The organism is Amphibacillus cookii (genome assembly GCF_016908375.1).
Classification (GTDB): Bacteria; Bacillota; Bacilli; order Bacillales; family Amphibacillaceae; genus Amphibacillus_C; species Amphibacillus_C cookii.
Genome location: NZ_JAFBDS010000007.1, coordinates 250,729 through 263,373 on the forward strand (window position 1 = coordinate 250,729; position 12,645 = coordinate 263,373).

The window sequence follows — 12,645 nt, forward strand, 5'->3', positions numbered from 1 at the left end:
TCTTTTTTTTCAGTATACACATCTCAATCGTATGAAGAAAAGAAAAAAGCCCACCAAAGCGGTGTGCTAAATATCTTCAATTAATAATTTATCTTGTAACTTCGCCTCTGAAAAGACCCATCCCGTATAGGAGTTAATAATTTTTAGGTCATGTGACACGTTAACGACAGCAACAAAAGGATAATGATCTTTAGAACGATAACGTAAATCAATAAAACGAACTTCTGTATAGTTTTTATGTTCAATTTGTTCCCAACGATAAACCGATGAGAAGGAAAGAAAAGCAGCAACATTGTTATCTGTTTTTGCGGTTGCCATCAGTCGGTTATTTGGAACTGGGATCCGCTCAAATTGGTCAATAATCTGAATATTACCATCGACGGCGCGAGCAACATAAAAACTATTCCGAGTAGCAATGGCCAAGCGCCATATATTTTGATTAATTGTTGGCGAGGTAAAAATACCCTCAACCTCACCGTAGTAAAGTAATATCTTTCTTTCAAGTGCTTTCTTCTGCCAATATCGTTTTAAGTAATAAAGGATCAAAAGAAAGTAAATGATTAAAAAGGTGTATGCTGGTTGTCCGCCAAATACCCAGATGATAAATCCGATGATGTGTGCCGAAAAAATCACAGGATCAAAGGTATTGATAAAACCTAACGCAATCCACTTATTAGAAAATGGTCTTAATGCTTGTGTTCCATATGCGTTAAAGATATCTACGAATACATGTATAACGACAGCCAGAGCCGTCCAACGCCATAAAGTTAAAAAGGGTAGACCTGGTATGACTAAGTAAATCAGGCTCGAAATGGCTAATCCCCAAAAGATAATTAGCGGAATAGAATGGGTTATCCCACGATGGTGACGGAGGTATACGGCATTACTTTTGAGTTTGAGTACTGTATCGAAATCAGGTGCATGTGAGCCAGCGAGTGTACCGATCATAACCGCACCAAAAACAATCGGATCTTGTGCAACAATGGGATCAAGTGTTGCTATACCACCAATTGCAACACCCATGGCAATATGGGTACCGGTATCCATCGACACTCACCCCTTTCTTTTATTTGCCGTTATCTATATAATCATACGTAATGGTTAAATGTTGTTATACTTATTAGTAGCCAAATTTATAAACACTTAAACCTCTCATGGTTATTTTACAATATTGAAACAATACATAAAGGGTGACATTTATGCAAACAAATGAGTATAAGATCAACTTAAAGAAATTAAATATAAATGCTTTTCAACAAGATTTAATTAATTGGTTTAAAGATAATCAACGTCAATTACCGTGGCGATTAGATCAAGATCCATATAAAGTGTGGGTGTCAGAAATTATGTTGCAACAAACACAAGTGGATACTGTCATTCCTTATTTTAAACGGTTTATGGACCAATTTCCAACCCCAACTGAGCTAGCAAATGCTGATCAGCAAGATGTGCTAAAGGCATGGGAAGGATTAGGATATTATTCACGAGCGCGTAATCTTCAAACAGCAGTGAAAGAAGTCAAAGAAAAGTATGGTGGACAAGTACCCAATCAGCGTCAACAATTAGCAAATTTAAAAGGAATAGGACCGTATACATTAGGTGCGATTATGAGCATTGCATTCAATCAACCAGAGCCAGCTGTCGACGGGAATGTCATGCGTGTGCTTTCACGTTTATTAGAAATAGAAGATGATATCGCTAAAGCAAAGACACGGAAAATTTTTGAACTGACCGTACGATCAATCATATCAGAGCAAGAACCGTCCTATTTTAATCAAGGTTTAATGGAATTAGGTGCTTTAATCTGTCGTCCTAAGTCTCCAAAATGTGAGGTTTGTCCTGTTCAAAAGCATTGTCAGGCTTATGTCAATAACAGTCAAGATAGATTGCCAGTGAAGACCAAGGCAAAGAAGCAAAAGGTTCTCTCTTATTATGCCATTATATTAGAAAATCAGTCAGGCCGCTATTTAATTGAACAACGGCCAGATACAGGTCTGTTAGCAAGTCTTTGGCAGTTTCCAATGTTAGAAAGAAAAGCAATAGAAAAGGAATTGCTAGCTAGCTTTTTAGAACAATCGTGGCAAACCACGATTACTGAGGTGAATCAATTAGAACCTGTACGGCATGTTTTTTCTCATGTTATTTGGGAACTTGAGGTATATCGTATAAAGGTTACGGATATAAACATACAAACTCAAAGCCACCAGTGGGTCTCCTTAAATCAATTAAACGATTACCCTTTTCCTGTTCCACATCAACATATTATTAAACAAATATAACGGCTACAAAAATAAGTTCGCTTTTTTTAGAATAGCCTCTGCTAAATTGGTTAAATTATTTTTGTGGAGGTGATATCAAATGGCGAGAAACCAAAACCAAAATCAAAACCAAGAGAAAACAAATGCTGAGCAAGTAAAACGTCAAAATAAACAAGCTCAACAAGGTCAAGGTCAATTTGGCGCTGAATTTGCTTCTGAGACAGATACGCAACGCGTAAAACAACAAAATCAAAAATCGCAACAAAATAAGCAATAACTGTTAAATCCTACACATAAAAGGACTTTCGCTTAGCGAAAGTCCTTTTCTACATAGTAGATTTAAAAAGCGATAGATAAAAATAGTTCTCCTTTTATCACAGATAACCGTCCGTAAAATCTCCCCGCAAAATAGACAGTAGAAGGTGGGTGATAACGGACGCTCATGTCCGGATTCACTTAACTCACCATTAGTGGGTGGGTAAGATCGTAGACTAAAACCGCCACATTTTTAAAAAGGATTACAGACTAAGATCGCCACGTCCTGTGGCAACGTCTGCATAACCTACATCCTGTAGGCCCACGTCTATGTGACCTACGTGCTGTAGCCCTCCGCCCACTGATAGAAGTTTCGTTTTATTTTCATTTCTGTTGAATTAAAGTTATAATATGAATAGCTATAAGATAAAGAAAGGAAGATAAGATGGCTGGCCCTAAATTAGGTTTACCAATACAAATTCAAAGCTATAAACATAATGGGCAGCTTCATCGTACTTGGCAGGAAACGACTGTTTTAAAGTCAACGAGTACCCGTGTTATAGGAGCGAATGATCGTACTCGTGTTGTTGAAAGTGACGGTCGATCTTGGATTACCCGTGAACCCGCAATCTGTTTTTTTTATACGAAGTATTGGTTTAATGTAATCAGTATGTTGCGCTCAGATGGCATTCATTATTATTGTAATATTAGTTCGCCCTTTGTATATGAAGCAGGCGCCGTTAAGTATATTGATTATGATCTTGATATTAAGGTGTTTCCTGATATGACTTATACCTTATTGGATGAAGATGAGTATCGGTTACATCGCGAGAAGATGAATTATCCAGGGGTGTTAGATCGAATTTTGTGGGATAATGTTGATCAGTTAATTCATATGATTCGACAACGTAGAGGTCCTTTTTCGCATGATCAAATTGAACAACTGTACGAGCTGTTTTTAACTTATCGTTCATATTAAGGGCTTGTTCATTAGCTTATTTGTTATAAATAAGCATCATAACGTTATGCTTGGCAGTCTTGTCATCAAGTCGACAAGGCTTTGTTTTTGTATGCTGCAAAAGTATTAAATCCAGCAACGAAGTGACTAAGTATAAGAAAAGCTAGTAATTCGCTATGGGGGTGTCTGTGCTAGGCTTTCTAATAGAAATGAGAGGTGTTTATGAGTAGCATTAAAAGATACTTATCCTTTGTCAAACCGTATAAGGGAAGGATTTTTCTAACCATTATTATTGGCATCATCAAGTTTGGTATTCCTTTATTAATGCCATTGTTTGTCCGTTACATTATTGATCATATCATTGGTGATCATAGCTTATCACAACATGAGATGTTGCATACATTGTTCTCATTATTAGGGCTAGCTTTCTTCATTTTTGCTATTATTCGTCCACCTATCGAATATTTAAGACAGTACTTGGCTCAGTGGGTGGGAAATCGGGTGTTATTTGATATTCGTGAACAGTTATTTGAACACATTCAGAAGTTAAGTTTGGGCTTCTATGCAAGATCAAAGACGGGTGAAATCATATCACGTGTTATTCATGATGTTGAGCAAACCAAAAATTTTATAATGACTGGTCTTATGAACATTTGGCTGGACATGTCTACGATTATTATTGCAGTTATCATTATGTTGACGATGGATATTAAACTAACCCTCATTTCACTGATGTTATTTCCCGTCTATGTCATCGCAGTTAGAATTTTTTATGGTCGATTGCGCCAATTAACGCGTAATCGATCCCAAGCACTGGCAGAAGTACAAGGGCATTTGCATGAGCGTGTCCAAGGTATCCCTGTTACACGCAGCTTTGCTTTAGAGGAGTATGAACAAGAACAATTTAATCAACGTAATAAAAACTTTTTAAATCGTGCCCTCGATCATACAGAATGGAATGCTCGAACATTCGCTGTTATGAATACCGTCACGGATTTAGGCCCGTTACTTGTTGTCGGCTTTGCAAGTTATTTTGTCATTACTGCTGATTTAACGATAGGAACGATGGTCGCGTTTGTAAATTATATGGAGCGTGTTTATTCTCCATTGCGCCGTTTGATTTCTTCATCAACCACTTTAGTTCAGTCGATTGCTTCAATGGATCGTGTCTATGAATTTATTGATGAGACTTATGACATTGAAGATAAGGAAGGGGCACCATGGCTAACTGAAGTAAAAGGAAACGTTCAATTTGATAATGTTTATTTTCGATATCAAAAGTATGAAGAAATGGTGTTAAAAGAGGTTAACTTAGAAGTGTCTCAAGGGGAGACGATTGCTTTAGTTGGCATGAGTGGGGGAGGTAAATCAACACTAATTAGTCTAATTCCACGTTTCTATGATGTGACAGCTGGAGCCATTCGCATTGATGGTACGGATATTCGTGATGTTCAGGCACGGTCGATTCGAGACAATATTGGCATGGTGTTACAAGACAATTTACTGTTTAGTGAATCGATTGAAATGAATATTCGGATGGGTAATCCAGATGCTTCGCAAGAAAGTGTTGTTGAAGCGGCGAAGGCTGCGAATGCTCACCAATTTATTACTGAATTGACAGATGGTTATCAAACATTGGTAGGGGAGCGAGGCGTTAAATTATCAGGGGGGCAAAAGCAACGGATTGCAATCGCCCGTATATTTTTAAAAAATCCTCCACTGCTTATATTGGATGAAGCGACATCCGCCTTGGACCTAGAGAGTGAACAGCTTATTCAAGAAGCTTTGGAAAAACTTGCTTCAAATCGCACGACTTTTATTGTCGCACATCGTCTGTCAACGATAACCCACGCAGATCGGATCATCGTTCTTGATCACGGGCAAATCGTTGAAGTAGGTACACACCACCAATTATTAGCCAAGCAGGGTCATTATTATAACTTGTATCAGGTGCAAAATTTAGATATTCCAGACGACATTTAAATAGGATTATACGACGTGTTATTATCACAGATAACCGTCCATCCCTCCTCAAAATAGAGAGTAGAGCAAATTAGGTAGGTGATACCGGACGCTCATGTCCTGATTCACTCAACGAACCTGTAATCAGTGGGAGAAGAACACTGATTACAGGTTCGTTTTATCAGATAGCAGAACGGATTGAGATATATTAGGAATTGTTCTTGGCAGTGAGCTCCTTATGAAGAGCAGATTTTATTCATGAGGGGCAAGCATAATTGATAGTTATAAAAGCAAGGTTGGAAAGGAGCAAAATAGAAAGATTGAGCATGCCATCATCGGTATTTACTCAACTATTCATGTTCATCCTTTGCTTATTTTAATCACTTTTTTTCAGATAGAACGAACGATCCACGAACTATTCAAGATCACGCTTTGGAAGGATTTCTAATTTTTCACTCGTATGGAATTGATCATAACTACTTAATAGTGTTTGCAGATGCTCTAATTCGTAATGATAAGTCATCAGCATGGTCGCTAATGGTAAAAAGGTTAAGTAATCTGTCTCATTTTTTTGATACAGATCCAGCAAGGCATCGACAAGTTTAGGGATATTTGAATCAGATAGATGTTGAATGGGATGTTGTTCATGGCGTTTAATTTTTCTCATGAAACCTAATAACATATGTTCATGCGCATGAAGAACATGGTCAATCTCTTGGACTAACTCTTCTCGCACATGATCAGGAATCAAGTCCGCCCGATTGTCAACGCTTTGGATCGATTTAAGTACCGAAAAACTTTTATGAGTGACTTTAATTAATTGTCTAAATACAACAAGTTTTCTCGTTCTAATCAGTCGGTTTTTTTGTAAGTAAACACGTTCCTCTTGGAAGAGTGCATAAATCTCATCCATCCGTCTTAAATCACCACTCAAGCGCTTGATTTCTTTTTTTAATGAAGGATCATCAGAAAGGTGACGTGTCGTCACTCTTAACCATTGTAATATTTCTTTAGTTACTTGATCGATATGTTGGAATAAAGTGGTTTCGTATTTCGGCGGTAAAAATAATAAGTTAACCAAGAATGCCGAAAGGATACCAAGCATCAGTGAAGAAAAGCGTATAAAAGCGAATTCGTATATTTCCATATCTGTCGTTTCCATAACGGATATGACTGCAATCAAAGCAATTGAAACCGCGCTTTTCTCTAATTTAAAAAAACGACATAGGCTAATGACGATTACAACAGCAATCCCAACGACAAATGGATCATTTCCAATCAGGTAAGATGCAATGGTCGCTGTACTGACACCGATAAAATTTGCTTGAAGCTGTTTAATGATCGTTTTAAAAGATTGATAAATCGAGGGTTGCACTGCAAATACCGCTGCAAATCCAGCAAAAACAGTAGATGGAAACCCTATTAACATAGCAGCATATAATGCGATTGCAACGGCCAAGCCCGTCTTAAACATTCTAGCACCAAATCTCATTTGATCAGTGCTCCCTTCTTAGTTGGAAAAGGAATTTCCGTTTATTTTTCTATTGCCATAATCCCCATTTATTAAACAAAAAAGGCCATCCAATAGCATTGGATGGCAATGTCTTTCATGCTTTGAAGGGAAGTCATACAAATTGACAAAATAAAGCATGAGATGAAAAAAATAATTTTTTCAAAATTAGCATAGCACATTCCAAATTGATAATCAATTCAAAATTAAATAAATATTCATAATCTTGTATAAAAATCAGAAAATAAAGCTAAAGTATTTATTGGTAACCAATTATAAAAATTAGGCTATCATCTGTTGGAAAGCATACTTGACGGCTTGATCATTTGGTCAATTTCCTTATCTATATGTGTCATCGTTAAGAACCATGATTCATATTTATAAGGTTCTAAAGGTTACCTTGGCTTAACATCCATGAACGAACCTCCACGTCATCTATAATATCATTGTATCTCATTATATCATTTCTAAATCTGTTTCGGAAACGTGTTTGTGTGATAATTGATTATCACTAAACATATGATGACGCAGGGGGGCTTTAAGTGAAAGTTAGTGTTATTTTAATCATTAGTGGACTTATTTTAATCAGTTTATATCAATTTATTTTTTCGAAAACGTATCGAAGAAGTTATTTCTCCTATGAGTTGTTTAATACATTAATTGTTTTATACTTGACTATCTTATTTGGGTTTGCTTTGTTGTATGCTTTGTTAGCTGAAGAATCAACACTTTTAATCGCTGAAAGTCATGTCGAAGCCCCTTCTTTCTTAGATCGATTGTGGACAAGCATCTACTTTTCTGGTGTAACTTTATTTACAATTGGTTATGGTGATATTATTCCAATAGGAATTGCTCGTCCTTTAAGTTTAATTGAAGCGATGATTGGGTATTTAATACCTATAACTTTCTTTATGAAGTTATCGATGTATAAGCATTATGTTAGACATGATCAAGAAACAAATGATTTGTGAAAAGGTTAAAAGTTCGTTAAGCTAACATTAATTATAATTGAGGAGGCGTATTATGACGATTCAAGTAGGCGATCCAGTTCCTAATTTACCATTTATAACGAGTGAAGGTGAACACCTCTCTCTGCCAGACTTTAAAGGCCAATCGATTGTCTTGTTTTTTTATCCAAAAGATAATACACCAGGCTGTACCGCGGAAGCTTGTTCGTTCCGAGATCATCATAAAAGCTTTAGTGATTTAGATACCGTTATTTTAGGTGTAAGCCCGGACTCGAAAGAAAGTCACGAACAGTTTAAAGAAAAGCATGATCTGCCCTTTACATTAATTGTAGATGAAGCCCATCAACTTGCCGACGAATTTGGTGTTTGGATTTTAAAGAAAAAGCCTAATCGTGAATATTATGGTAATCAACGTTCTACTTTTATTATTGATAAAGAAGGCATCGTGCAGAAAGTTTATCACGATGTTAAAGTGGATGGACATGTAGAGGATGCCTTGCATTTCATTAGAGAGCATTTAACATAAGAATAATCGCTAGCTCTATCATGAATCGGGCTAGCGATTTTTTAATGTATACTTAGCTTAGGATTAATTTTGACATTTCAACTGTATAGCTTTACATTTGAAAATAGAATAGAGAGTGAGGGTGTCGATATGCTCGTATTATCAACAACAAAATTAACAGATGCTTTAGAAAGAATGTTAGTGGAACGTTTTGATACACTAACTTTTAAGTTTATGGCTGATATTGATCAAGCCGAGCCATTTTTAGCTGAAGCTGAAATTTTGATCACTTATGGGGAAGATATAAAAGAAGCGCATATAAAAAAAGCAAAAGCATTAAAATGGATCATGGTCATTTCCGCGGGTGTCGATCAACTCCCTTTTCATGTGATTATAGAGCGGAATATTTTAGTAACAAATGCACGAGGGATTCATCAAATTCCGATGGCCGAATATGCCATTGCAATGTTACTGAATCACTATCGCCAACATCAAGTCTTTGCAGAGCAGCAAGTGGAGAAAGTGTGGGATTCAACGATAGCGACCAGGGAAATTAGCGGGCGAACACTGACGATTGTTGGTGCTGGTGCGATTGGACAAGAACTGGCGCGGATTGGACAAGCCTTTCGAATGACGACGATAGCTGTTACTCATTCAGGTGGGAAACGCCGATATTTTGATCATGTTTATCAAAATCACCAGTTAGAGCAGGCACTGAGTAATGCTGATTTTGTGGTATCGCTTTTACCAAGCACGGCAGAGACAAAAGGATATTATCAGTATAACCATTTTGAAAAAATGAAGAATGACGCGATTTTTTTGAATATGGGCCGAGGCGATGCCGTTGATCCAACTGTTTTAATTAAAGCGCTGGATGCCCAGCAATTTGAACATGCGATTTTAGATGTGACCCCTGTGGAGCCTTTACCAAAGGATAGTCCGTTATGGGAGCATGACAAAATCACATTAACCCCACATGTGTCAGGTAAATCGGCGCATTATTTGCCGAGAGCATTAGAAATATTTACAAATAATTTACAAGATTATATGCAGGGAATAACACCATCGCTTAATAAAGTTAATTTAAGTAGGGGGTATTAGGATGCGTATTTACACACGAACCGGTGATCAAGGAGAAACAAGTTTAATTTCAGGTGAGCGTGTTCCAAAAAGTGATCTGCGTGTTGAAGCTTATGGAACGAGTGATGAGGCGAATGCAGTAATCGGTATTTCGTGCAGTGTCGTTGATCAAGGTTTAACATGGTCATTGTCGGAACGTAAAAAGTTTTTGAATTGTATGGAGATGGTGCAAAGGTTGTTATTCCATGTCGGCTCAGAATTGTCTACACCGAAGGGAAAAGAAGTTCCATGGCCGATTACACAATCCCACGTGGACAGTGTAGAAGATGCCATTGATCAATGGGAAGAAAAGGTGCCTAAGCTTGAGCAATTTATTTTACCAACTGGGCATCCAACTGTTACGCATTTACATCATGCGCGAACGATAATTAGACGAGCTGAAAGAATTGCGGTAGGACTTAAAGCTGATATTAATCCGTTAACGTTAACTTTTTTAAATCGCTTGTCTGATTTATTATTTGTTGCCGCTCGATATGTTAATACATTTAGTGCCTATGAAGAAAAGGGTTTTAGACCAGATCAATGACCTAGATCACAAATGACTTTACTTTTCTGCAAAAATAAGTGATAATTGCATCGTTTTATTGACAGAATAGCAATAGACCAGTTAAACTATTTATAAGGATTATAAAATAATAATAGAAGTTATTGAATAACAAGACTTAAATAAGATGTAGAACGTTTATTGTGATTTTGTACAGTCTAAATTTATTTTGTGGAAAGTGAGGTGGATGGCAATGCATGAACATCACACGCATGATGAACTTCAAGAAGCAGTAGAACGACTGAAAGATTCAGGGGTACGTATTACACCACAGCGACACGCAGTATTAGAATTTCTTATTAATGCTGAAAGCCACCCGACCGCTGATGATATCTATAAAGCACTTGAGGGTAAATTTCCTAATATGAGTGTAGCAACAGTCTATAATAATCTACGTGTTTTTAGAGAAATTGGTCTCGTTAAAGAATTAACTTATGGAGACTCATCAAGCCGTTTTGATTACAACACAACCAAGCATTATCATGTAATTTGCGAGTCTTGTGGCAAGATTGTTGATTTCCATTATCCAAGCTTAGATGAAGTGGAATCCTTGGCAGAGAAAGTCACAGGCTTTGAAGTAAGCCATCACCGTATGGAAATTTACGGCACATGTCCAGATTGTAAAACGACGCATTAATTCTTTACGCTCTTTTTTGCCCTATGGTAAAAAGGGCGTTTTTTTGTGAAACGCAAAAATGTGGTAAAATTGGACTTCGAGCTGAAGAGCTAAATTATATCACTTGGAGCGTTCATAACATTTCATTTGATTGAGCCAAGCTGAGGTTCTTCTTGTTTAATCATGTCTTTATCACAGATAACCGTCGGTAAACCTCCCTCAATTTAGAGAGTAGAGCAAATCGGTTGAGGAGGGTGAGGGTGATAACGGGCGTAATGTCCTGATTCCCTCAATTGGCCATCAGTGGTAGAAGAACGAAAACGCCCACTTAGAAGGTTCGTTTTATAATAGTTGAGTTGAGCGCAAACGTTGAAGGACTTTTGTTTATTTGTGTCGAATCTATTTATTAATGAAGAGAAGTTTATGTATAGGGGTTGGAATTGTGGAAGATGTACTACGATCTATTTATCAAGAACGTGCAAGTGATGACCGAACATTGGGTATCTTTATGATTGAAAAAAAGCTGAATGAAAGTCCAATCACGGATAACTTTGATGCTATTTTATTAGTAGTTGTTAGCCAGGCAGAACAGCCGTGGTATGTTAAGCATTATCAGTTTAAGGACTATACAGCTGCCATGCACATCGTGGAAGAGCGCCAACTGCTGTTTTGGATAGATACAAGTTCATACCGTCGCATGGTTCAATGGGTAACAGAAGGTAAAGTGATCTTTGATCGTAATGAATATATTAGTGAATTGAGATCTGAACTGGCAGAATTTCCAGAAGAAAAGCGTGAATTAAGGTTAGCTATTGAATTTGCCAAATTAACACGAAGTTACCGAGAAGCCAAGCAGTTATTCGAAACGGAGAACTATCTCGATAGCTATAATAAAGTAATTAGTTCATTACACAGCTTAGGACGATTAAGCATTATTGAAGAGGGTTATCACCCTGAGCTTATTGTCTGGAATCAGATAAAAAGAATCGATCCAGCCATATATAAATTATATGATGAACTATTAACAAGTGCTGAACCTTTACCGGAAAGAATAGAGTTAATGATGATTGCCATTGATTTTTCGATGAGTAGCAAAGTGAAACTAGGTTCAAAGCATCTCTGTAGTGTTATGGCTTCCCAAGAGCAAAGCTGGACGTTTGGCGATTTAAAAGTCCATCCTGATTTAACTCACTACCAATTGGATTTAAGTATGATGGTAGATTATTTAGTTGATAAGCAGGTGATAAAGGTAGAACTTGCTGAGACAAAGGGGAAAACAGTGTTCCATCGGTTGTATCGGGTCGTCGACTAGCAAAGTTGCCTTGTCGACGCCATCATCTAATAAGTTAAGGAAGAGAAACGTCAATATTTGTTTTATTTTATCACAGATAACGTCCGTAAAGCGTCTGTCTCCAAATAGGAGTAGAGCTCATCTATTTAGTCGGGAGCTAGCGGACGCTAATGTCCTGTTACCCATTAGTGGGTGAGTAAAAAACTTCTACATCTTTAAGAAGGATTACAGACTAAGACCGCCACGTCCTGTGGCAACATCTGCATGACCTACATCCTGTAGCTCTCCGACCACTGATTGAAGGTTCGTTTTATGTGGTTGAATTTAATTTAAGAAAATGGTTGACGACAGCTTGTTAGCCATGATATAGTTATACACGTTGCTTTAACAAGGCAAATATTTAGTTGACTTTATCTAGTCAACTATGTTATATTTTAAAAGTTGCGCTTTTATATATAAAACAATTCTTTTTCAAAAAAAGTATTGACATCGAATAGGTGTATATCATATAATATAAAAGCTGTCGCAGAAAGACAGCAACTGAATTGATCTTTGAAAACTGAACAAAACAACCAGTATGTTAAGAAAAGAAGTAAGAAGCAAGCTAGTGCTTTAAACGAGCAAAGGGTGATAGATAG

12 protein-coding genes are annotated in these 12,645 nt (G+C 37.1%); 10 read left to right on the plus strand and 2 right to left on the minus strand.

What is annotated here, in order from left to right:
* Window positions 1-66: 66 nt before the first annotated feature.
* Window positions 67-1,047 carry a metal-dependent hydrolase gene (locus JOE23_RS11915; protein WP_204438662.1) on the minus strand — a complete coding sequence of 327 codons (981 nt, stop codon included), beginning with the start codon at window positions 1,045-1,047 and terminating at the stop codon, window positions 67-69.
* A gap of 152 nt (window positions 1,048-1,199) precedes the next feature.
* On the opposite strand from JOE23_RS11915, the gene mutY reads away from it, so the two are divergent.
* From mutY to JOE23_RS11935, 4 genes are all read left to right on the plus strand, one after another.
* Window positions 1,200-2,279, plus strand: a complete 1,080-nt coding sequence (gene mutY / locus JOE23_RS11920; protein ID WP_204438663.1) for an A/G-specific adenine glycosylase — start codon at window positions 1,200-1,202, stop codon at window positions 2,277-2,279.
* 79 nt (window positions 2,280-2,358) lie between these two features.
* Entirely contained in the window at window positions 2,359-2,535 is a 177-nt protein-coding gene (locus JOE23_RS11925; protein ID WP_204438664.1) for a gamma-type small acid-soluble spore protein, read from the plus strand.
* Between the two features lie 423 nt (window positions 2,536-2,958).
* Entirely contained in the window at window positions 2,959-3,492 is a 534-nt protein-coding gene (gene ntdP / locus JOE23_RS11930; RefSeq protein WP_017473711.1) for a nucleoside tri-diphosphate phosphatase, read from the plus strand.
* 201 nt (window positions 3,493-3,693) lie between these two features.
* Complete coding sequence (locus tag JOE23_RS11935; protein WP_204438665.1) at window positions 3,694-5,454, plus strand: ABC transporter ATP-binding protein; 1,761 nt, start codon at window positions 3,694-3,696, stop codon at window positions 5,452-5,454.
* A 394-nt stretch (window positions 5,455-5,848) separates the two neighbouring features.
* Here JOE23_RS11935 and JOE23_RS11940 read toward each other — a convergent pair whose 3' ends face one another.
* Window positions 5,849-6,925 carry an FUSC family protein gene (locus JOE23_RS11940; protein WP_204438666.1) on the minus strand — a complete coding sequence of 359 codons (1,077 nt, stop codon included), beginning with the start codon at window positions 6,923-6,925 and terminating at the stop codon, window positions 5,849-5,851.
* A 560-nt stretch (window positions 6,926-7,485) separates the two neighbouring features.
* On the opposite strand from JOE23_RS11940, the gene JOE23_RS17945 reads away from it, so the two are divergent.
* From JOE23_RS17945 to JOE23_RS11970, 6 genes are all read left to right on the plus strand, one after another.
* Window positions 7,486-7,914: an ion channel gene (locus JOE23_RS17945; RefSeq protein ID WP_204438668.1), complete on the plus strand. Its 429-nt coding sequence runs from the start codon at window positions 7,486-7,488 to the stop codon at window positions 7,912-7,914.
* A 52-nt stretch (window positions 7,915-7,966) separates the two neighbouring features.
* Window positions 7,967-8,437, plus strand: a complete 471-nt coding sequence (gene bcp / locus JOE23_RS11950; RefSeq protein ID WP_204438669.1) for a thioredoxin-dependent thiol peroxidase — start codon at window positions 7,967-7,969, stop codon at window positions 8,435-8,437.
* Window positions 8,438-8,566: 129 nt separating this feature from the next.
* Window positions 8,567-9,517, plus strand: a complete 951-nt coding sequence (locus JOE23_RS11955) for a D-2-hydroxyacid dehydrogenase (protein ID WP_204438670.1) — start codon at window positions 8,567-8,569, stop codon at window positions 9,515-9,517.
* Between the two features lies 1 nt (window position 9,518).
* Complete coding sequence (locus JOE23_RS11960; RefSeq protein ID WP_204438671.1) at window positions 9,519-10,082, plus strand: cob(I)yrinic acid a,c-diamide adenosyltransferase; 564 nt, start codon at window positions 9,519-9,521, stop codon at window positions 10,080-10,082.
* Between the two features lie 211 nt (window positions 10,083-10,293).
* A complete protein-coding gene (perR, locus tag JOE23_RS11965) occupies window positions 10,294-10,737 on the plus strand; it encodes a peroxide-responsive transcriptional repressor PerR (protein ID WP_275581492.1) in 444 nt (147 codons plus the stop codon).
* A 421-nt stretch (window positions 10,738-11,158) separates the two neighbouring features.
* Window positions 11,159-12,028: a nucleotidyltransferase-like protein gene (locus tag JOE23_RS11970; protein ID WP_204438673.1), complete on the plus strand. Its 870-nt coding sequence runs from the start codon at window positions 11,159-11,161 to the stop codon at window positions 12,026-12,028.
* Window positions 12,029-12,645 lie beyond the last annotated feature (617 nt).

Bases quoted from the DNA above. Each gene is read 5' to 3' on its own strand.
- JOE23_RS11915 (WP_204438662.1), bottom strand. From the start codon at position 1,047: ATGGATACCGGTACCCATATTGCCATGGGTGTTGCAATTGGTGGTATA.
- mutY (WP_204438663.1), top strand. From the start codon at position 1,200: ATGCAAACAAATGAGTATAAGATCAACTTAAAGAAATTAAATATAAAT.
- JOE23_RS11925 (WP_204438664.1), top strand. From the start codon at position 2,359: ATGGCGAGAAACCAAAACCAAAATCAAAACCAAGAGAAAACAAATGCT.
- ntdP (WP_017473711.1), top strand. From the start codon at position 2,959: ATGGCTGGCCCTAAATTAGGTTTACCAATACAAATTCAAAGCTATAAA.
- JOE23_RS11935 (WP_204438665.1), top strand. From the start codon at position 3,694: ATGAGTAGCATTAAAAGATACTTATCCTTTGTCAAACCGTATAAGGGA.
- JOE23_RS11940 (WP_204438666.1), bottom strand. From the start codon at position 6,925: ATGAGATTTGGTGCTAGAATGTTTAAGACGGGCTTGGCCGTTGCAATC.
- bcp (WP_204438669.1), top strand. From the start codon at position 7,967: ATGACGATTCAAGTAGGCGATCCAGTTCCTAATTTACCATTTATAACG.
- JOE23_RS11955 (WP_204438670.1), top strand. From the start codon at position 8,567: ATGCTCGTATTATCAACAACAAAATTAACAGATGCTTTAGAAAGAATG.
- JOE23_RS11960 (WP_204438671.1), top strand. From the start codon at position 9,519: ATGCGTATTTACACACGAACCGGTGATCAAGGAGAAACAAGTTTAATT.
- perR (WP_275581492.1), top strand. From the start codon at position 10,294: ATGCATGAACATCACACGCATGATGAACTTCAAGAAGCAGTAGAACGA.